Source organism: Vibrio sp. 10N.247.310.98 (genome assembly GCF_041467395.1).
Classification (GTDB): Bacteria; Pseudomonadota; Gammaproteobacteria; order Enterobacterales; family Vibrionaceae; genus Vibrio; species Vibrio crassostreae_C.
This window is the reverse complement of the sequence record NZ_JBFSUL010000011.1, coordinates 61411-83402: the sequence shown is the minus strand read 5'-3', so window position 1 is coordinate 83402 and position 21992 is coordinate 61411. Positions and strand designations below refer to the sequence as shown.

Annotated in this window: 16 protein-coding genes and 1 pseudogene; 11 read left to right on the top strand and 6 right to left on the bottom strand. The window is 44.5% G+C overall.

Annotated features, from left to right (window positions below; all coding sequences use genetic code 11):
• Positions 1 to 158 precede the first annotated feature (158 nt).
• The 3 genes from AB6E78_RS06925 to AB6E78_RS06915 all read left to right on the top strand — a co-directional run bounded on the left by AB6E78_RS06925 (position 159) and on the right by AB6E78_RS06915 (position 2787).
• Positions 159 to 1160 (top strand): lipid A deacylase LpxR family protein, encoded by a 1002-nt coding sequence (locus AB6E78_RS06925; protein WP_372132918.1) that lies wholly within the window; start codon positions 159 to 161, stop codon positions 1158 to 1160.
• A 164-nt stretch (positions 1161 to 1324) separates the two neighbouring features.
• A complete protein-coding gene (gene pflA / locus AB6E78_RS06920) occupies positions 1325 to 2065 on the top strand; it encodes a pyruvate formate lyase 1-activating protein (protein WP_010437353.1) in 741 nt (246 codons plus the stop codon).
• A 221-nt stretch (positions 2066 to 2286) separates the two neighbouring features.
• Positions 2287 to 2787 (top strand): YfbU family protein, encoded by a 501-nt coding sequence (locus AB6E78_RS06915; RefSeq protein ID WP_017070032.1) that lies wholly within the window; start codon positions 2287 to 2289, stop codon positions 2785 to 2787.
• 107 nt (positions 2788 to 2894) lie between these two features.
• Here AB6E78_RS06915 and AB6E78_RS06910 read toward each other — a convergent pair.
• Positions 2895 to 3035, bottom strand: a pseudogene (locus AB6E78_RS06910) (MipA/OmpV family protein); the annotation flags it as partial.
• A gap of 380 nt (positions 3036 to 3415) precedes the next feature.
• Here AB6E78_RS06910 and AB6E78_RS06905 point away from each other — a divergent pair.
• The 3 genes from AB6E78_RS06905 to AB6E78_RS06895 all read left to right on the top strand — a co-directional run bounded on the left by AB6E78_RS06905 (position 3416) and on the right by AB6E78_RS06895 (position 8323).
• Positions 3416 to 5350, top strand: coding sequence for a PrkA family serine protein kinase (locus AB6E78_RS06905; RefSeq protein ID WP_372132915.1), 1935 nt, complete (start codon positions 3416 to 3418; stop codon positions 5348 to 5350).
• 127 nt (positions 5351 to 5477) lie between these two features.
• Positions 5478 to 6749, top strand: coding sequence for a YeaH/YhbH family protein (locus AB6E78_RS06900; RefSeq protein WP_171732055.1), 1272 nt, complete (start codon positions 5478 to 5480; stop codon positions 6747 to 6749).
• 11 nt (positions 6750 to 6760) lie between these two features.
• Entirely contained in the window at positions 6761 to 8323 is a 1563-nt protein-coding gene (locus AB6E78_RS06895; RefSeq protein ID WP_017062134.1) for a SpoVR family protein, read from the top strand.
• A 197-nt stretch (positions 8324 to 8520) separates the two neighbouring features.
• Here the strand turns inward: AB6E78_RS06895 and sohB are convergent, their stop codons facing one another.
• Positions 8521 to 9582 carry a protease SohB gene (sohB, locus tag AB6E78_RS06890; protein WP_009849001.1) on the bottom strand — a complete coding sequence of 354 codons (1062 nt, stop codon included), beginning with the start codon at positions 9580 to 9582 and terminating at the stop codon, positions 8521 to 8523.
• Between the two features lie 143 nt (positions 9583 to 9725).
• Between sohB and AB6E78_RS06885 the strand changes: the two genes are divergently transcribed.
• From AB6E78_RS06885 to AB6E78_RS06870, 4 genes are all read left to right on the top strand, one after another.
• Positions 9726 to 10466 (top strand): YciK family oxidoreductase, encoded by a 741-nt coding sequence (locus AB6E78_RS06885; protein WP_017629695.1) that lies wholly within the window; start codon positions 9726 to 9728, stop codon positions 10464 to 10466.
• Between the two features lie 154 nt (positions 10467 to 10620).
• Positions 10621 to 11328 carry a translesion DNA synthesis-associated protein ImuA gene (gene imuA / locus AB6E78_RS06880; protein ID WP_372122644.1) on the top strand — a complete coding sequence of 236 codons (708 nt, stop codon included), beginning with the start codon at positions 10621 to 10623 and terminating at the stop codon, positions 11326 to 11328.
• Between the two features lie 3 nt (positions 11329 to 11331).
• Positions 11332 to 12801, top strand: a complete 1470-nt coding sequence (locus AB6E78_RS06875) for a DNA polymerase Y family protein (protein WP_372132912.1) — start codon at positions 11332 to 11334, stop codon at positions 12799 to 12801.
• A gap of 113 nt (positions 12802 to 12914) precedes the next feature.
• The gene (locus tag AB6E78_RS06870) at positions 12915 to 16007 is read left to right on the top strand and encodes an error-prone DNA polymerase (protein WP_372132909.1); all 3093 of its coding nucleotides are present in this window, start codon (positions 12915 to 12917) and stop codon (positions 16005 to 16007) included.
• Between the two features lie 333 nt (positions 16008 to 16340).
• Here the strand turns inward: AB6E78_RS06870 and AB6E78_RS06865 are convergent, their stop codons facing one another.
• Positions 16341 to 17282, bottom strand: a complete 942-nt coding sequence (locus AB6E78_RS06865) for a chemotaxis protein CheV (protein ID WP_102398089.1) — start codon at positions 17280 to 17282, stop codon at positions 16341 to 16343.
• Between the two features lie 168 nt (positions 17283 to 17450).
• Positions 17451 to 18668: an ROK family protein gene (locus tag AB6E78_RS06860; protein WP_017062140.1), complete on the bottom strand. Its 1218-nt coding sequence runs from the start codon at positions 18666 to 18668 to the stop codon at positions 17451 to 17453.
• 319 nt (positions 18669 to 18987) lie between these two features.
• On the opposite strand from AB6E78_RS06860, the gene pyk reads away from it, so the two are divergent.
• Positions 18988 to 20436 (top strand): pyruvate kinase, encoded by a 1449-nt coding sequence (gene pyk, locus AB6E78_RS06855; protein WP_017062141.1) that lies wholly within the window; start codon positions 18988 to 18990, stop codon positions 20434 to 20436.
• Positions 20437 to 20595: 159 nt separating this feature from the next.
• Here pyk and AB6E78_RS06850 read toward each other — a convergent pair whose 3' ends face one another.
• The gene (locus AB6E78_RS06850) at positions 20596 to 21810 is read right to left on the bottom strand and encodes a patatin family protein (protein WP_017063485.1); all 1215 of its coding nucleotides are present in this window, start codon (positions 21808 to 21810) and stop codon (positions 20596 to 20598) included.
• 41 nt (positions 21811 to 21851) lie between these two features.
• On the bottom strand, positions 21852 to 21941 hold the full coding sequence (locus AB6E78_RS06845; protein ID WP_100214626.1) for a YnhF family membrane protein: 90 nt from the start codon (positions 21939 to 21941) through the stop codon (positions 21852 to 21854).
• Positions 21942 to 21992 lie beyond the last annotated feature (51 nt).

The following is a 21992-nucleotide window of genomic DNA, read 5'->3' as shown; positions in this document are numbered from 1 at the left end:
GTGCGGGGCTTTTTTATATCTGAAATAAATCGCACTACACTCACCTATCCCGCGAAATGTTAGGTTGAGCAAAAAAGCACCCTGCCATTCACTTTTTTTCCACAAATTCTGTCAAATTACGGTAATATCGCGGTTCATAATTTAAGAGTAACTGCTCCATGAAATACCTGCGTTGTTTACCCCTGATTCTTCTCTCTTTCTCATCTTTAGCCTCTGAGCGTTCTACGTTAACTTTTGCTTTAGATAATGATGGTATTTTTGGTGTCGACCAAGACTATACCAACGGCTTATTTCTGGGTTACACATCATCAAGTATTACGCCATATAACTGGGTAAAACCATTGAGTCTTTCCTACTGGGGCGCAAGCTCTCTAGACAAGTGGGAAATCACCATTGGCCACAAGATGTATACGCCTTCTGACATTGAGTTAGAAACGCCATCGCCTAATGATCGCCCATACGCAGGTTACCTTCACACTGAATTCAATTACATCAGCTTAAACCCACAGCAAGCCCAGCGTTTTAATATCACGTTTGGTACTACGGGCGAACGTGCACTGTCTGAAGATGCTCAAAAGCTGGTTCACTCAATCACTAAGTCGGATGAGCCGATGGGTTGGGAATACCAAGTCGATGATGAATGGGCGGGAAGCGTTGGTTACCTAAGCCATTTCAACCTAATGCGTAATCAAGCTCTTGCGAATACTGACTACGAAATCTCTAACGTTTCTGAAATCAACGTCGGTAACTTTAGAAGTGACATTTCAACGGGCTTCATGTTTCGTTGGGGTACAGACTTAGGCGGTAACTTTGGTGCAGCTAACATCACCACAGAAAACCCATTCAAACCGGGCATGATCGGCGCATCAAACGCTGGTTGGTTTACCTATGCAGGCCTCGAAGGTCGCTACCGATTCAACGACCTGACTATCGAAGGCGATCGCTCAGGTGTTGATGAGTACGCTAATAAAAACAACGAAGATCCAGCGATCTACGATGTGACTTTAGAGAACATTCAAGTAACTGCTGTATTGGGTGTCGCTTGGTATAACCGATACGTTGGTGCCTCTTTAGCGCTAACCGCAAAAACACCGGATTACGAAGAAGCGAAAGAGTCAGTGTACACCACTGGCGGTATCACAATGTTTGCTTTCTTCTAGCCACCAGTAAGGGCTTTCGTCCTTTACTTTTCAAGTTTAATAAAGGCAATCATCTTCACAGGTGGTTGCCTTTATTTTTAAAGGTCTCGTTACCATTTGACCCTATTTTATGTACCGTTTTTGTAATAAAATAAACGGTATAAATTCCTCTACGAGAATAGCTCATGTCTACAACTGGTCGCATTCACTCATTCGAATCTTGTGGTACTGTCGATGGCCCTGGTATCCGCTTTATTGTGTTTCTTCAAGGCTGCTTAATGCGTTGTATGTACTGTCATAACCGTGATACATGGGATCTTCATGACGGAAAGGAAGTAACGGTCGAAGAGATCATCAACGAAGCAAAATCATACCGTCATTTCATGAAAGCATCGGGCGGTGGTATCACCTGTTCTGGTGGTGAAGCGATGCTACAACCTGAGTTTGTTCGTGACTTTTTCCGCGCAGCTCAAGCTGAAGGCATCCACACTTGTCTTGATACTAATGGCTACATTCGTAAGCACACTGAAGTGGTTGATGAAGTCCTAGAAGCCTCTGATCTAGTTATGTTGGATCTTAAGCACATGCGAGATGAGATTCACCACGATTTCATTGGTGTATCAAACAGACGTACTCTGGATTTCGCACGCTACTTACACAAAATCGGTAAGAAGACGTGGATTCGTTATGTGATTGTCCCTGGCTACACGGACACACCTGAAGATGCTCATCTGCTAGGCGAATTCATCAAAGACATGGATAACATCGAGAAAGTAGAACTGCTTCCATACCATAAGCTTGGTGCACATAAGTGGGAAGCACTTGGTTTTGACTACCCTCTTGAAGGTACAAACCCGCCAAGCAAAGAGAAAATGGACGAGATTGTTGCTGTTCTTAGCCAGTACCATTCAAACGTAAAATACTAATCTAGACTGACGTTCATAGTGATTTCAAGCGCCTCAATTTCGATTGGGGCGTTTTCTTTTCTAGCGCTAACTATCCTTTCACTTTTCTTTACAACTTTTGTTTATCAATTAAAAAAATCATATTAAATCCGTGTTGAGATCATGTTTCCACGCGTAGGAATGCTGTTACTCTTACTGCAACAAAAGAATATAACATTTAGTTTTTTAGTGAGGCTCATCCCATGGAAATGACCAATGCTCAGCGTCTAATTCTATCAAATCAATACTACCTAATGTCTCAAATGAACCCTGAGAACTCGGCGAAATACCAGCGTCTACAAACGATTGTAGAACGTGGTTACGAACTCCAAATGCGTGAACTTAACAAAGAGTTTGGTTGTTTGACTGAAGCAGAATGTCGCGAAATTATCGACATCATGGAGATGTACCATGCAATGCAAGAGTCGAACAAAATGCTTGCAGAACAAGAGCGTGCTGAAGTAGACCAACGTCGCCTGCAGTTCTTAGGTTTTGATATCGCTTCTGAAGCGCAGATCGTACACTACGTGCGTTTCCTTGTTGATTCTGAAGGTCTTTACCCTCAATTCGACAAAGCCGATCACCACTTCAATAGCCAGATGCCAATGCTAGAGAAGTACCGTCGCATGCTAACAACATGGCGCAACTGCCCTCGTCAGTACCACCTATGTGCGACAGAGCTATCTCAAATCTTTAGCGCTTAATTCGTTAATAGATCAGCGATAACTTTTAAAAAGTTTCAAGAAAAAGGGTTACTCATCATGAGTAACCCTTTTTTAATGTTCGCACACAAAGAGAAAAACCAAAGCAACTAGAAAACGTAAGCAACACCAACGTTCGCGGCCATGTTGATACCACTTTCAAGTATTGGGCTATTCTCTATATCACCTTCAAGGTTGGTATAACGAACGCCACCAGTTACTCGAACATTTGGCGTAACATGCAGATAGCCACTATTTTTAACCCATAATTCTTCACTACATCTACCTATTTATTGAGCAATTTTTGATAACGCTGCGCATTATATGGTACTTCATTCCAATAAATCAATAGAGCTCAGTTATACATCTAATACACATAAATCCAGTGTGAGTATTATTAAGCGACCTAAAATCACAAAACAAACGGCTAGATCCCCTCGAATGTAAAATAATTGGATTCTACACGCCTCAAGTTGCCTATTGCGCTCGCTAGGTTTTTCACACGCAAAATTGTAAATAAATACATAATTGTTAAGCAAAATTGTGCAAGCGGGTCTAACCTTAAAATGTAGGGAGAGCCTATTTTTCAATCGCTCATCAGTTTTGACTGGTTAACAAGGGGAATGTGACTATGAGTATTTTTGACCACTATCAATCACGTTATGAAGCAGCCAAGGAAGAAGAGCTCACATTGCAAGAGTTCTTAGGGCTGTGTAAAGACGATAAAAGTGCTTACGCTAACGCTGCTGAGCGCTTACTACTGGCCATCGGCGAACCGGAGGTTATAGACACCGCTCAAGACCCCCACCTAAGTCGTATTTTCTCGAACCGTGTCATCTCACGCTACAGCGAATTTAAAGATTTCTACGGCATGGAAGATGCGATTGAACAGATTGTTTCTTACTTAAAACATGCTGCGCAAGGTTTAGAAGAACGTAAACAAATCCTTTACCTACTTGGCCCTGTGGGCGGTGGTAAATCTTCTCTCGCTGAAAAACTCAAAGCCCTGATGCAGAAACTACCAATCTATGTATTGTCTGCTGACGGTGAACGAAGCCCAGTAAACGATCACCCATTCTGTCTATTCGACGTTAACGAAGACGGCGACTTATTGAAGAATGAATATGGCATTGAGAAACGCTATCTTCGCTCAATTATGTCTCCGTGGGCAGCAAAACGTCTGCACGATTTTGGCGGTGATATTTCCAAATTCAAAGTCATCAAACTGCGCCCTTCTATTCTCGATCAAGTTGCGATCGCGAAAACGGAGCCAGGTGATGAAAACAACCAAGATATCTCGTCTCTGGTTGGTAAAGTTGATATTCGTAAACTTGAACACTTCTCTCAAGATGATCCTGATGCCTACAGCTACTCTGGTGCGCTTTGTAAAGCCAACCAAGGTGTGATGGAATTCGTGGAGATGTTCAAAGCGCCAATCAAAGTATTACACCCTCTACTTACGGCAACACAAGAAGGTAACTTCAACGGTACCGAAGGGCTTTCTGCACTGCCATTTGACGGTATGATTCTCGCTCACTCGAACGAATCTGAGTGGCAGACCTTCCGTAACAACAAAAACAACGAAGCATTCCTCGACCGTGTGTACATTGTAAAAGTCCCTTACTGTCTGCGTGTGTCTGAAGAAGTTAAGATCTACAAGAAACTGCTTGAGCACAGTGAGCTATCCCAAGCGCCTTGCTCACCAAGCACACTCGATCTGCTATCGCAATTCAGCATTCTTTCGAGACTAAAAGAGCCTGAAAACTCATCTCTATTCTCTAAGATGCGTGTTTACGATGGTGAGACTCTAAAAGACACCGATCCAAAAGCGAAGAGCTACCAAGAGTACCGAGATTATGCTGGCGTTGACGAAGGCATGTCTGGGCTATCAACGCGTTTCGCCTTTAAGATCCTGTCTCGTGTGTTTAACTTCGACCAAGCCGAAGTGGCCGCGAACCCAGTGCACCTGTTCTACGTTATTGAGCAGCAAATCGAACGGGAGCAGTTCCCTCAAGAGACCGCCGAGAAGTACCTAGAGTTCTTGAAAGGATACCTAGTGCCACGCTACGTAGAGTTCATCGGTAAAGAAATTCAAACCGCTTATCTAGAGTCTTACTCTGAGTACGGTCAGAATATCTTCGACCGCTATGTCACCTACGCAGATTTCTGGATTCAAGACCAAGAGTACCGCGACCCAGAAACAGGCCAACTATTTGACCGTGCTTCTCTGAATGGTGAACTAGAGAAAATCGAGAAGACAGCCGGTATCAGTAACCCTAAAGACTTCCGAAATGAGATTGTGAACTTTGTGCTTCGTGCCAAAGCCAACAATAACGGTCAAAACCCAGTGTGGACGAGCTACGAGAAACTGCGCACTGTGATTGAGAAGAAAATGTTCTCTAACACAGAAGAGCTACTTCCTGTTATTTCGTTCAATGCTAAGACCTCAACGGATGATCAGAAAAAACATGACGACTTCGTTGCTCGTATGATGGAAAAAGGCTACACCGAGAAGCAAGTGAGACTGCTATCTGAGTGGTACCTAAGAGTTCGTAAATCCTCATAACTAAACGGTATTGAGCTGCTCAACTGAGCAGCTCGTATAAACCAATAACTTTTATACCTTAGTAAATCAATAACTCTTATACCCGAATAAAAAGTAGGATCGCGACATCAGCTGAGAGGGAGTTCTTATGGCACAATTTATCGATCGGAGGCTCAATGGCAAAAATAAGAGTGCTGTGAATAGACAGCGTTTCTTACGACGCCATAAAGAGCAAATCAAAGAATCTGTTGCCGATGCAGTTAACCGACGCTCAATCACCAATACAGAAACAGGTGAAGACGTCACTATTCCCCATAAAGACATCAAAGAGCCGAACTTTCACCAAGGTCAAGGCGGCGTAAGAGAGCGCGTTCACCCAGGTAATGATCAGTTCATCACTGGCGATAAAATCGAACGCCCTAAAGGTGGTGGTCAAGGTGGTGGCTCAGGCCAAGGCGACGCAAGCCCTGATGGCGAAGGCCAAGATGAATTTACCTTCCAAATTTCAAAAGATGAGTATCTTGATATTCTCTTTGAAGATTTAGCTCTACCTAATCTAGAGAAAAATCAGGTCAACAAAATCACCGAATGGAAAACCCACCGCTCTGGTTATCAGAGTGCGGGGATTCCATCCAACATCGCTATTGTTCGTTCACTGCAGCAATCTCTAGCTCGTAGAACCGCGATGACAGCAGGTAAAAAGCGCGAGCTTAACCTACTGATGGAACAGCTTGACCAAGTTAAAATGACGGAGCCGGCACAACCTTTTGAGGAAGGTCGCCTCAAAGAAGAGATTGCCGAGTTACGTAAAAAGATTGAAAGCGTGCCGTTCATTGACACCTTCGACTTACGTTTTAAAAACTACGAGAAGCGCCCTATTCCATCTAGCCAAGCCGTGATGTTCTGTCTAATGGATGTATCGGGCTCTATGGATCAGGCCACAAAAGATATTGCGAAGCGCTTTTATGTTCTTCTGTATCTGTTCTTAAATCGCACCTACGAAAACGTCGATGTGGTGTTTATTCGTCACCATACTCAAGCGAAAGAAGTCGACGAACATGAGTTCTTCTACTCACAAGAGACGGGCGGCACCATCGTTTCTAGCGCACTGAAATTAATGAAAGAAATTGTCGCAGACCGTTACCCAGCTAATGAGTGGAATATCTATGCGGCACAAGCATCTGATGGTGATAACTGGGCTGACGACTCGCCTCGTTGTAAAGAGCTGTTGGTCAACACGCTTCTGCCAACTTGTCAGTATTACTCTTATATCGAAATTACACGCCGCTCTCACCAAACGCTTTGGCACGAGTATGAGAAGTTAGAAGCAAGCTTTGACAACTTCGCCATGAAAAACATTAAAACGGTGGATGATATTTTTCCTGTGTTTAGAGAACTGTTCCAGAAAGAGACAGCGTAAGGGAGTTTGCCATGACAGCGAAATCAAACGTTGCAGAGAAAAACAAAGCTGCAAAAAAGAAAAACGACAAGATGCTGCCTGATGGTCCAGATTGGACGTTCAACCTCTTGGAGAAATACCACGTAGAAATCAAACGTGTTGCGCAGCATTACCGTTTAGATACTTACCCAAACCAGATTGAAGTGATTACTTCAGAACAGATGATGGATGCCTACTCGAGCATTGGTATGCCTATCAATTACAACCACTGGTCTTTTGGTAAGAAATTCATTCAAACCGAGCAAAACTACAAGCATGGCCAAATGGGCTTGGCATACGAAATCGTAATCAACTCCGATCCTTGTATCGCTTACCTGATGGAAGAGAACACGGTCACAATGCAGGCGCTGGTAATGGCTCACGCTTGTTATGGCCACAACTCTTTCTTTAAAGGCAACTACCTGTTCCAAACATGGACTGATGCCAGTTCCATCATCGATTACTTGTTGTTTGCTAAGAAGTACATCAGTGGTTGTGAAGAGAAATATGGTGTTGCTGAAGTCGAGCAGCTCCTTGATTCTTGTCACGCACTGATGAATTACGGCGTAGACCGATACAAACGCCCTGAGAAGATTTCCATTGCAGAAGAGACAGCAAGACAAGAAGAACGCGAAGCTTATCTGCAATCTCAAGTGAATGAGCTATGGCGAACCGTTCCTCAAAATAAAAGTAAGGAAGAAGAGACCAAGATCCGCTTTCCTAGCGAGCCTCAAGAAAACATTCTCTACTTTATCGAGAAGAACGCACCACTGCTTGAACCTTGGCAACGAGAGTGTGTTCGCATCGTTCGCAAAGTGAGCCAATACTTCTACCCTCAAAAACAAACTCAAGTGATGAACGAAGGCTGGGCAACCTTCTGGCATTACACCATTCTTAACCACCTTTACGACGAAGGCTTGGTGAGTGATAAGTTCATCTTAGAATTCCTACACAGCCATACCAGTGTCGTCGCACAACCTGCCTACAACAGTCCTTATTTCAGCGGGATAAACCCTTATGCGCTTGGCTTTGCGATGTTTAGAGACATCCGACGCATCTGTGAAGAGCCAACCGATGAAGATAGAGAGTGGTTCCCTGAGTTAGCCGGAAGTGATTGGTTAGAAGCGGTGCACTTTGCGATGCACAACTTCAAAGATGAAAGTTTCATCAGCCAATACCTTTCTCCAAAAATCATTCGAGACTTTAAGCTGTTCTCTGTACTCGACGACGACCGTAAAAATACCATTGAGGTGAGTGCTATTCATGATGATCCGGGCTATCGCCTGATTCGTGAGAAGCTTGCGGCGCAATACAACCTAAGTAACCTTGAACCAAACATTCAGGTGTTTAATGTCGATGTTCGTGGTGACCGCTCAATGACACTGCAATATGTGCCTCACGACCGCATCCCGCTTGATAAAGGCTACGACGAAGTGATGAAGCATCTCTATCGCTTGTGGGGCTTTGATGTGATTTTGGAAGAGCTCAAAGATACGGGTCATAGAGAGATTCTGACTACTTGTCCAAAACGTAATGATTATGGAGCCAAGATTTAATATCAATCACAGTAAGTCAGTGTTTGGTATAAAACTCCGCTCCCCCTACAACATAGTGGTCACCCGCTCGGAAGTGGAGCAATAAAAAAACGCATAAGTCTGATGACTTATGCGCTTTCTTTTTAAGGCTCAAACGTCTGTAAATGAACGTAAGGCACCAAGCCTAGAACTAGAACTAGAACTAGAACTCAATAAGCTTAAACAATCGGCTTTTGACCGCGTTCAATCAGCTTCATCAACACGCTGTCTGCAGATTTACCTGCCACGCCCGCTAGTTTGTCTGAAAGCTTTTTCTTCTGTACGTAGTGGATCGCTAGAACCGTTTTGTCCTTACATGCCGCTACGACTAAGTCATCAGAAGTGCTGATCTCATCCACCAGTCCAAGTTCATGTGCTTGTGTACCAAACCAGTGTTCACCCGTTGCTACTTTTTCAAGATCTAACGCAGGACGATGGTCACGGATGAAGTCTTTGAATAGGCCATGTGTCTCTTCTAGCTCTTCTTTAAACTTCTCACGTGCTTTATCGCTGTTCTCACCAAACATAGTAAGCGTGCGTTTGTACTCACCCGCCGTTAGCTGCTCGAACTCAATATCGTGCTTTTTAAGTAGTTTGTTGAAGTTTGGCAGTTGAGCGATAACACCAATAGAGCCAACAATAGCAAACGGTGCAGATACAATTTTGTCTGCGATACATGCCATCATGTAACCGCCGCTTGCCGCCACTTTGTCTACCGAGATAGTCAGAGGCAAACCTGCCGCTTTGATACGATCAAGTTGAGAAGACGCTAAACCATAGCCGTGAACCATGCCACCGCCAGACTCAAGTTTCAGCAATACTTCATCACCTTCACGAGCCACAGCCAGAACCGCCGTTACCTCTTCACGTAATGAAGCCACTTCTTTCGCATCAATGCTGCCGTTAAAATCAAGAACGAATAGATGTGGTTCACGCTTACTATCAAGCTCACCCTCTTTCGCTGCTTTCTTCACTTCTTTACCGCGTGATTTTACTTTCTCTTTTTCCGCTTTCTTTTCTGCTTTATCACGGGCTTTGATGAAAGCATCATCGTGTAGATGGTGCTCTAGTTGTTCAATCGTCTGTTTATGATGTTCAGATAGGTTCGTGATTTCCAGCTCACCTTTAATCGCGCTTGATTTCCCACCCACAGATTTAGCAATCACTAAAATTGCGATGATGGCGATTACAACGGTCGCAATCTTGGCTAAAAACAAGCCGTAGTCCAACAAAAATTCCAATGTCATATCCCCTATTGTATGAATTAGTGTATTGTAACCATCTTGTCACGATTACCAAGAATTTCTCATCATTCCTGCGGTTATCTGTGTGATTAAACATCAATGGAATGACGAACATAATAAAAGAAAGAAGGATAAGCACAGTGGATTACCCAATCTCTACAGATGCCCTCAAAGATAAAGTAATTTTGGTTACAGGTGCCGGTGCTGGCATTGGTCGCCAAGCAGCACTAAGCTTCGCTCAACATGGTGCAACTGTCATTCTGTTAGGCCGCAATGTTAAAAACCTTGAATTCATTTACGATGAAATCGAAAGCGCTGGTTACCCACAGCCTGCGATCATCCCACTGGATCTAAAAGGCGCGACAAAGCAGAACTACATTGATATGGCTGAAACCATTGAGTCACAGTTCGGTCGTTTAGACGGTCTACTTCATAACGCTGGCGTTCTCGGTACTCTGAGCCCGTTTGAGCAGATTGATGAAGAGACTTTTGATGATGTTATGCAGATCAATGTGAAGTCTGAATTCTTGATGACTCAAGCACTTCTGCCTGCTCTTAAGAAAGCGGAAGCAGGTCGTATCGTATTTACCTCTTCTACCGTTGGCCACTCTGGCCGTGCATTCTGGGGCACTTACGCGATCTCTAAGTTTGCTACCGAAGGTATGATGCAAATCCTAGCGGATGAGCTTGAAGACACCAACATCCGTGTTAATGCGATCAATCCGGGCGGCACTCAAACTCGAATGCGCGCAAAAGCATACCCAGGTGAAGATGCAAACAAGCTAAAAACGCCACTGGATATCATCCCACTGTACTTACACTTAATGAACCCAAGTGTGACAGATATTAATGGCCAATGTATCGACGCTCAACCTAAGTAGTTGATATTATAACCAATCGTAAAAAGTCGCTTTAATAGCGGCTTTTTTTGTATCTAAATCAAGCATCTAACACTTACTTCTACTAATTTTCGTCATTTTGCTTTGCATCTTTTTCATTGTTAAATATACTGTATAAATATACAGGTATTTAATTATGCATGAACTAATAAAAAACTTACAAGACCGCCAGCTAATCTGGAAAGGGTTACAATCAACAACGCAAGGAAGCACCACTTCAACAGGCTATCCTCAACTGGATAAACAGCTTGATGGCGGCTTCCCGACGCACGGCGTTATTGAAGTTGAATCACAACAAGGGATCGGCGAGCTTCGCCTACTGACGCCCTATTTATCTCAACAAAACTCGCAAAAACTGGCCATATTCATTAACCCGCCAGGGAAGATCTGTGCTGAGTTTTTTAACAGCCAAGGCATTGAATTAGAAAACATTCTCGTTATCCAGCCTCAACGCGATCTCGATGCGTTGTGGGCAGCTGAGCAGTGCCTCAAAAGTGGTGCTTGCCATTCTGTATTGTTATGGGGAACCGATCTCGAAATTCACCAAACCAAACGCCTACAAGCAGCAAGCGAAACGGGCAAGTGCCTGCAATTTCACTTTAAAGCCACCAGCCATAATCAATTATCCCTACCCGTTTCTTTAAGCATGAAACTCTCTTCTCACGCGCAGGGGTTAAAGGTTGAAGTGACGAAGAGAAAAGGCAGTTGGTCGTATGGCAGCTTTATTCTCGACATGACCCCAAATTGGCCGTTACTGACAGAGAAAGTCATCAACATCGATAGTTCACACCACGGTCTATCAGGTAATACTGTATTGGCCTTTCCTATTGCGAAACAAGGTTAGCGCATGCTGTGGCTTTATCTGCACTTTCCATCTCTGCAGTTGGATACCTTATTTAACTCTAATGAATTGGGTTCGAGCGAAGACTCACGCGAACAACCTATTATCATCGTGGATGAAAAAGATCATCGTGTGCTGCAGGCTAATCAAGCAGCACTGGACTCAGGCATTACACTGGAGATGGGTCTAGGGTCTGCGGCAGCGCTTTGCCATAACTTACACGTCCACCCTTACAGTATTGAGCTGGAGAAAAGTAAGCTGAAAGAGATAGCTCAATGGGCGTATCTGGTCACTTCTGATATGGCGTTATTGCCACCTAATGGTTTGTTGATTAAAGCCTCTAACATGCTGTCACTTTACGACGGGCTAGATAACTATTGGCATGAACTCAAAAGCCATTTAGAAACGCTCAATATTCAGTTCAACTTTGCGACGGGTTATTCACCGCTTTCTGCGATCCTTTTGGGTAAGCAAGCGATCAACCAAGCAACAAACAATATTGAGCAGATGAAGACTTGGGTTAATCAGCAAGCTCTAAGTTCTAGCGAACTGCCGCCTAAACAAGTTGAACGCTTAAATCGTGTCGGCATTAATATCATTGAAGAGTTATTGAAGCTGCCTTTGCAAGAGGTCGCACGCCGCTTTGATATCGACTTGGTGAATTATGTCGGTCGCCTTAACGGCCAGTTCAAGCACCCGATTGATTTCTATCATCCACCAGAGAATTTCCAGCAATATTTGGAGCTATTGTTTGATATTGAAAACATCCTATTTATCGAAAAGCCGTTGCTGAAATTACTGAATCAACTCGAATGTTTTTTGAAGCTACGCGATCGAGTGGCTTTCGAGTTAACTCTGACTTTACACCTAAGAGATAAAGACGATCACCCTGTCTCTTTTTATTCGGCACAAGGTGATTACCTTGCTGAAAAATGGGCGAACCTTACTCATCTCACCTTAGAGTCACTCAAGCTCACCGCACCGGTTCAAGGACTGACCCTCAGCTTGGTTCGTCATGGAGAACCCCAAATGGCCTACCATGATCTTTTTGATGGTAATACCGGAACACTTGCCGCGTTAGATTTGCTCTCACTACTGCAAGCAAAGCTTGGACAAGCCTGTATTCAAACACCAAAAATACAGCACGACCCAAGGCCAGAAAAGGCCAATCAGTATTCGCTCCCAACACTGAGTAAGTCTGTGACAAAAAGGCAAGCGCCCTCAAGGAGCGAGCAACAAACCACAGCTCTCAGCGTCGTTCAACAGCGGCTCAGGCCCAGTATTTTACTGCCAGAGCCCGAAGCCTTAACCGAAAGCGTCACCTTATCTCAAGGCCCAGAGCGCATTGTGTCTGGCTGGTGGGACGGAGAGAAGGTCATTCGTGACTACTTTATTGCTCACAGCGAAAACGGTCGGTGGCTCTGGATATTTAAAACGCCAGATAAACAGTGGTTTTTGCACGGCTTATTTAGCTAGTCGGTAAGAACGTAAGTCAGCAAGAAACTTTGTTAGCTCCTCCGTTCTACTTATTCAATTTCAGCGTCCCTTTTCAATCATGTTCACTCGCAATGGTTAAGTGAGATCACATTATGTCTCAGCAATACTCAGAGCTTTTCTGTCAAAGTAATTACTCCTTTCTAGAGGGAGCTTCGCATGCGGAAGAGCTTGTTTTACAGGCCGACTTCTTACGTTACAAAGCACTCGCGGTTACTGATGAGTGCTCAGTCGCGGGCATCGTTAAGGTTCACTCTGCAATCAAGCAACATAAACTGTCACTCAAGCAAATTGTCGGGAGCATGTTTTGGCTAAATGAAGAGTGCCAAGTGGTCTTGATATGCCCAAACAGACAAGCCTACGCCGAGCTGTGCCGTATTATTACCAACGCGAGACGTCGTAGCAGCAAGGGACATTATCAGCTCTCTGAGTGGGATATCATGTCGGCTAAGCACTGCTTTATTCTTTGGCTTCCTCAACAGAAAAATGAAGACGCACACTGGGGGCAATGGCTCTCCCAGCATCATTCAGGTCGGTTGTGGATCGGCTTACAAAGACACCTAAAGCAAACCGACCAGCAGTACACAGATTACTGCGTTGAGCTGTCACAACATCACCAACTGCCGATTACAGCTTGTGGTGGTGTGTTGATGCACAATGCGAATCGCTTACCCTTGCAGCACTCACTCACTGCGATTAAATATCAAAAACCCATTACCGAAGTGGGCAGTCACTTACTCGCTAATGCAGAACGTTGTTTACGGAGTATCAATAAGCTCTCTCATATCTTCAAAGCGGAGTGGCTAGAAGAGAGCAACCGCATCGCTGAGTTGTGTGAATTTGATTTAGATAGCTTACGATACGAATATCCCAGTGAACTGATTCCTCAAAGTGAGACACCCATGAGTTATCTGCGCATGTTGGTCGAAAAGGGAAAACGAACTCGCTTCCCACAAGGTGTACCTGACGACATCCAACAAATCATAGATAAAGAATTGGGATTAATTGACGAGCTTGACTACCCTTTCTTTTTTCTCACCATTCACGACATCGTGATGTTTGCCAAAAGCCAAGGCATTCTTTACCAAGGTCGAGGTTCAGCGGCCAATTCCGTGGTCTGTTACTGCTTAGAAATCACCTCTGTCGACCCAAGACAGATCTCGGTGCTGTTTGAGCGTTTCATCAGTAAAGAGCGCGATGAGCCGCCTGATATTGATGTCGATTTTGAACACGAACGTCGTGAAGAAGTCATCCAATACATCTATAAAAAATACGGTAGAGAACGGGCTGCACTTGCTGCAACAGTCATCTCTTATCGCTTCAAAAGTGCGGTGAGAGATGTGGGGAAAGCATTAGGGCTACAAGAAACTCAGCTCGACTACTTCATCAAGAACACCAATCGCAGGGACAAAAGCTTAGGTTGGCAGGCTCAGCTCACTCAATTAGGGCTACAACCTGATTCTTTGAAGGGGCAGCAGTTTATCCACTTGGTTAATGAGATTATCGGCTTCCCACGTCACTTATCTCAACATGTCGGTGGCTTTGTCATATCCTCAGGGCCTTTGTATGAGCTGGTTCCCGTCGAAAATGCAGCGATGCACGATCGAACCATTATCCAATGGGATAAGGATGATCTAGAAACCTTAGGCTTGCTGAAAGTTGATGTGCTCGCGTTGGGTATGCTCTCTGCGATTCGTAAATGTTTCGACCTGATCAAACGTATTCACGGGCGATCACTGACCATTGCTGAGATCACTCGCCTTAAGGACGATCCTCAGGTTTACGGCATGATTCAGCGAGCAGACACAGTCGGGATATTCCAAATTGAGTCACGCGCACAAATGAGCATGCTGCCAAGGCTTAAACCGAAGACTTATTACGACTTGGTGATTCAAATCGCTATCGTACGCCCAGGTCCTATTCAGGGTGATATGGTGCATCCGTTTCTCAAGCGTCGAGATGGCATTGAGCTAATCAGTTATCCATCTAAAGACGTGGAATCAGTACTGTCGCGCACCTTAGGTGTACCGATATTCCAAGAGCAAGTGATCAAACTCGCGATGGTCGCTGCAGGGTTCACAGGCGGAGAAGCAGATCAACTCAGACGGGCAATGGCCGCTTGGAAGAAAAATGGCAACGTCTTTAAGTTTAAAAACAAACTCATCGAAGGAATGCAAAAGCGCGGCTATGAGACAGAGTTTGCTGAGCAGATCTTTAAACAGATATGCGGCTTTGGCGAGTACGGTTTTCCTGAAAGCCACTCCGCTTCGTTTGCGGTGTTAGCGTATTGCTCCGCTTGGTTGAAATGCTACTACCCAGAGTGCTTCTACGCTTCTCTGTTGACTAGCCAACCGATGGGGTTTTATAGCCCTTCACAGTTGGTACAAGACGCACAACGACACAATGTGGTGATACTTCCGATATGTGTGAACGCTTCTCAAAACGACCACACGGTTGTCTCTCATCAGAATGGTCTAGCGATTCGCTTAGGACTGCGACAAATCAAAGGATTCAGCGAGCATGGAATTCAAAGCGTGCTCGCCAATCGCCCACAATCCGGTTATCGCCACCCTAGTCAGGTCAAACAGTTATCGATGAATAAGAAAGATATCGAGCTACTGGCATCGGCCAATGCGCTACATAACGTTTCTGGTGACCGCTTCCAGACTCGCTGGGCGATCATGGACTCGGCGTCGGATTTACCTCTGTTTAGCCAAGCCTATGACGATGCTGAGGCAGGGCATGACGAACATGTACTGCACAAGCCCAACGAGATGCAAGATCTACTCGAAGACTTCACCAGTGTCGGAATTTCATTGAACAAGCACCCCATCACTTTGCTCGAAGAAGCAGGACGATTGGGTCGATTCACACACATGAAAGATTTAATACAGCAAAGACACAAATCTATGGTCACCGTTGTCGGATTAGTCACAGGTAAACAATCTCCCGGCACCGCGGCAGGTGTCACCTTTGTTACGCTGGAAGATAGCACTGGCAATATTAATGTCGTGGTATGGGGAGCAACCGCACGCGCTCAACAGCAAGCTTATCTCACAGCCAAGGCGTTAAAAGTACAAGGGATATTAGAAAAAGAAGGTGAAGTCGTGCATGTTATCGCGGGAAAACTTATCGATATTACCGATGAAATTGTTGGCTTGAAAACCAAATCTCGGGATTTTCATTAGCGAAGTACCAACTGTTCTCAATCGATCATTGGCTAAAGAAAAGAGAGAAAGAAAAACGAAAAAGGGAAGCATCCGCTTCCCTTCAATTCCAGTTGTTGAGTTATGACTCAACTTCAGCTTCCGTACGTCTTTTCTTAAATTCCCTATACAGTAATAAGCTCAAAGTCATGACGACTTTAGACGTTAACCATATCATTAAGAGGAACTACCTTAGATTGTGTGTGAAAAATTACGCTAGTAGTTGAGCATATTTCGTTAAGAAAAATATGCTGCGTGAATATTAGCAAGCGTTTTCTATAAGGTCACTCAAAACAAACCGTACAGCAGCATTAATTATAAAATCTGACGCATTCGCTCTTGAGTCACTTCAACCAAGAGGTCTGGCTGGAACTTAGAAATAAAGCGGTTACACCCTACTTTCTCAACCATAGCTTCATTAAAACTTCCACTTAATGAAGTGTTTAGCGTTATGAATAGGTCATGCATTCTTAGGTCAGTACGTACTTCATGTGTCAGTTTATAACCGTCCATTTCAGGCATTTCAGCATCGGTGATCATCAACAATATTTCTTGATTGATGTCTTTGCCTTCATCACACCAGCCCTTAAGTAAGGTCAGTGCTTCTAAGCCATCACAACACTCAATAATGTTCAAACCCAACTGCGACAAGGTGCCTTTAATTTGGTTACGCGCTGTTGAAGAGTCATCAACGATAAGCACGTTACGTCCTATCATCTCCTGAGCTAATTGTTCATCTAAAACGCCTTCAGAGATCGAGACATCGTAATCAATGATCTCAGCCAACACTTTCTCAACATCGATGATCTCGACGATCTTGTGCTGCTCTTCTTCTTGAATATGCGTAATAGCGGTTAGGTAGTTTGCACGGCCTGTTGTCTTTGGCGGCGGCTGGATTTCTGTCCATGTCGTGTTCACGATATTACGAACTTGCCCAACCAAGAAACCTTGTACGGTTCGGTTGTATTCCGTAATAATCAGGTTGCTCTCTTGAGACTCCGCACGAGATGGCGGAAAGCCAATGGCACTGCGTAAATCGATAACAGGCACCGATTCACCACGTAAAGACGCAACACCCGTAATATGATGATGAGAGCCCGGTAAGCGAGTGAGTACTGGCACTTTGAGGACTTCTTTCACTTTAAATACGTTAATCGCAAATAGTTGACGACTATTTAAGCTGAATAACAAGAGTTCCAGACGGTTTTCACCGACCAGTTTGGTTCTCTGATCAACCGAATTTAAAACGCCAGACATACAACACCTTAGTGACAAATAATAACTGTGGCTACAATAGCCTACTTCAATAGGTTAAAGCAAAGCGCCAATGCACAGAATGCTTAAACTAAGTACAACAAATGATGTTATACAAAGCTTAAGTACATGGAAAGGTTCAAGGTAAGGCTACAAGACGAGAAAAAGGGGTTAACCTTCAATAACTTTCATTAACAGTTGGCCATCGTATAAGGCCTGCTTGATGAGCGCAGCACCTGGCATGGTTGCCTGCTTATAAAAACGAGATTCCACCAGCTCTAAGTCTTTATGGTAAACCGATAGACTCTGCTCTTCGATACACTTTTGAATCGCCGGGTATAACACGCTCTTCGCCTGATTGATAACACCACCCACCAAGATTTTCTCTGGGTTGAACAGGTTAATCACAATCGCAATCGCAGAACCTAGATAACGGCCTAACTGTTCAATCACTTCGACAGCCAGCGGATCCCCATTAGCAGCGGCAGCACAGATCTGTTCAATAGTGACGTCTTCAAACACCGTTAGCGTTGATTCTTCACCATTTACCAATCGCTCTTTGACTTGCTCACGGATTGCCTGAGAACTCGCCACCGTTTCTAAACAGCCTCGATTACCACAGTGGCAAAGCTTGCCTTCCTTGTCGATCTGGATATGCCCCAACTCACCGATGTTACCGTGACGTCCTTGCAGAACGCGACCATCAAGAATGATCCCGGCACCTAAACCGTGGTGAATCGAGATAAGAACAGAGTTGTCGTTGTCTTGTGAGTTACCAAACAGCTTTTCTGCTAATGCCCACGCTCGGGTATCATTGGCAATAAAAACTGGCAAACCGGTTTCTTTGTAGATCTCCGGCCCCAACGCTAAGTTTTCAACGTTATAGTGCGGCATCTGCAACACAATACCTTGCTCTGAATTCACCAGACCTGGCAGTGTGATAGCGATACTCGTCACCCTGTCGAGTTGCTCGGCATAGGTTTGGAAGAACTCATCGATTTCATGGAGAAGACGCGCAAGCACATCGTCTTGATCACGTTCATGGATATCAATCTTGGTATCGATAAGCACGTCGCCGCCCAATTCATGGAGCGCGATCGTCAAGTATCCGCGACCAAGACGCATCGACAAAAATTGCCAACCTTCGTTATTGGTTTGCAGACCGACAGCAGGACGCCCACGAGTCGTGGCTTCTTGAACCGTCGTTTCGTGAATAAGGTGAGCTTCAATGAGTTCACGGGTAATTTTAGTAATACTCGCCGGAGCCAACTCACTTTGCTTGGACAGATCGATACGAGAAATAGGACCTTTAAGGTCAATTAGTTTATATACACGACCAGCATTGACCTGTTTGATATGATCAATATGGCCCGGTTGAGCCATGTACATTTTACGCTCCAGAAATCATCAACGAGGTAATTTTTTTACTTTGCGAAGTAATTGTGAAGTCACTTGGTATATCGCCGTGACCAGTATCACGTATATACATGAATCTTTGTGTATCGAGTCAAATAGTTCGAGGAAAATTAACACCCACATCGATAATTTGCGACTTAATTTTCAGAATAAAACATCGCATTTGAGCCCTGAATTCAATAATTAAAGGCAAATCAAGAAATATCCTCCTAGCTCCCAATAAATTATCAATTAATGCATATACTTAATTCAGTCTTTTAAAAGATTACTTGGCCTCACTCTAGGAGTATTCATGACAGCCGAATTAAGAAAAACGAAAATCGTCACAACGCTAGGCCCTTCTACTGATAAAGGTAACGTGCTTGAAGAGATCATCAAAGCCGGTGCCAATATTGTTCGTATGAACTTCTCTCACGGCACCAGCGACGACCATATACAACGCGCAGAAAAAGTCAGAGCAATAGCAAAAAGACACGGTACTCAAATCGCCATTCTCGGAGACTTACAAGGTCCCAAGATTCGTGTGTCGACATTCAAAGATGGCAAAATCCAACTTGCCGTAGGCGACCTGTTCACTCTCGATAGCAGCCTAGGTTTAGGTGAAGGCAATCAAGAAGCCGTTGGCCTTGATTACAAAGAACTGCCTAACGACGTATCCGCCGGCGATATACTGTTGCTTGACGATGGTCGTGTTCAACTCAAAGTAACCAAAGTGGAAGGCTGTCGCGTTCATACCGAAGTCATCATTGGCGGCCCACTCTCAAATAACAAAGGCATCAACAAAAAAGGGGGTGGCCTTTCCGCAGAAGCGCTAACAGAAAAAGACAAGCGCGACATCGTCACCGCCGCACAAATCAAAGTGGATTACCTAGCGGTGTCTTTCCCTCGTAATGGTGAAGACATGCACTATGCTCGTCAGCTTGCACGAGAAGCCGGCTTAGAAGCTCACCTCGTCGCAAAAGTGGAGCGAGCAGAGACAGTAGCTACAGTTGAGAACATGGATGACATCATAATGGCCTCAGATGTGGTCATGGTGGCTCGTGGTGACCTCGGAGTGGAAATTGGCGACCCTGAGTTAGTCGGAGTACAAAAACAGCTTATACGCCGTGCCAGAGCGCTTAACCGAACTGTCATCACCGCAACTCAGATGATGGAATCAATGATTTCTGCGCCAATGCCAACCCGTGCCGAAGTTATGGATGTTGCCAACGCCGTACTCGATGGCACCGATGCTGTGATGCTGTCTGGTGAAACTGCAGCTGGTGACTACCCAGTCGAGACCGTAAAATCGATGGCTGAAGTCTGTATTGGTGCGGAAAAAATGGCAGGCATTAATAACCAATCCAATTACCGTATTGACCGCACCTTTGTTACTGCCGAAGAAACCGTTTCGATGGCGACCATCTACTCTGCAAACCATATGGAAGGCATTAAAGGCGTTGTCACTCTCACCGAGTCAGGCCGCACCGCACTGATGATGTCTCGCCTGAGTGCCGACATGCCGATCTACGCGCTGTCTCGTAACGAAGGAACGCTTAATCGCTGTACCTTATACCGAGGTGTGACACCAATCTACTTCGAGACAGAAGCCGAAGACAGCTTTGACATTGCACTATCTACACTCACTTGCTTGAAAGAGAAAGGACACCTTAAGTTTGGTGACCTAGTGATCGTCACTCAAGGCGACATTATGGATGTAGCAGGGTCAACCAACTGTATGAGAATCTTGCCTGTCACCTAATATTTGACCTTAAGGCGAAACGATTCGCCTAATCTCAAAAACTTAAAAGGGTTATCGAACCAAGTTCAATAACCCTTTTTCATTTCAGAACACGACTCACTAAAATCTGCTTAAACAGCATAACGAGCTCACAGCATGCTAGCTCATCAACTTCGGGAATTAGTTACCCGCAGCAATGGTGGCTAACTGTGGCATATGCGAGTTGCGAGCGTTTTCCGTTGAGGTATAGGTCTCCACAAATCGGTAACCGGCTTCTAAACCCAATTCGTAATCATGCAGTAAATCATCTTTATGACTCATTAATGAGCTCGATTTAAGCGTTTGACTAGGTGCTATCTGAACCACAAACGCGTCGTCTGGTGGCGAATTCAAAAAATCCTGAGTCAATGAGTAGGTCTGATAATGCACCATCAGCATGTCAGCCAACCCTGAATCAAACTTATCTCCGATTAAATGACTTAAGCGATAAATATCATCTGCACCAAATAGCCAGCGACCACCGTTCAGCAGGTCTAAATGCCCACGGTCACGCTTCTGCTCTTTTGAGCGCATAATTTGTTGTTGGAAGAAAGAGGTCCAGTCGGTTTTCCACTGTTCCACTTTCTGTTGCCAATGGCCTTGAACACTGTCGAAAGATTCGCGGAACCACTCCAGTTCTTCTGCAGATATAGGTTTAGGCGCTTTGACTGAAGATCCCTTAACTGGTGCTTCAACCAAATGGGTATTACCTTCCTCCACCACTGGCTCAGTACGAATCACCACAATAGAACGAGCTTGTCTTCGCCACGCTTCCTGAACTGGGATACACGCCGATACACCACCGTCCACATAAGCACTGTCACCAATAAAGACTTCGTCATTGTACAAGCGAGGAATAGCACAGGTCGCAATCATCACCTTGTACCAATCTTCGCCCAATAATGGGAAGTAGTGGTCTCGTAAGTCTTTGGAATCCGTTACAGCCGCATAGAAGTGGCGATCGCCTAGCGTTTGTCGCCCTAAATCCAGATCGAGCTTATATGGGTAAGCCATGATTTGTTCTAGCGCCCATTCTAATCCTAGGTTCTTTCTGTGTCGTATATAGGAAAAGAGATTGAAGAACTCTGGTGAGGTTGTGAGGTCGAGAACAAAAGAACGTCCAAGGCCTTTATCACGGCACAGATAAGCACATAAGTTGAGAGCACCTGCTGAGGTACCAAAAAATTCGTCGAAGGGGTCAAAATTTGAGAGAAGAAAGGCATCCAGCACTCCAGAAGTAAAAATACTTCTCTGTCCGCCACCTTGAGCGACCAGTGCTGTTTTTCCAGCAATAAACTTAGCGTAATAATCCAAGTCTATTGCTGTATCAATATTGGTTATAATCCCACTATTCATTATTCCCTGAGTATCAAAACTCAGCCTCGCAATAGATGGTATTAACTACCAATCGCAATAAAGCCAAATGAAAGAATGATCATGTAGATAAATACGGTAATTTGTAGGGCATTTTTCAGATTATGGTCCATAGACACCTCTGGTTTATTATTAATTTGTCGAGTCTCTATTTAAGTACTATC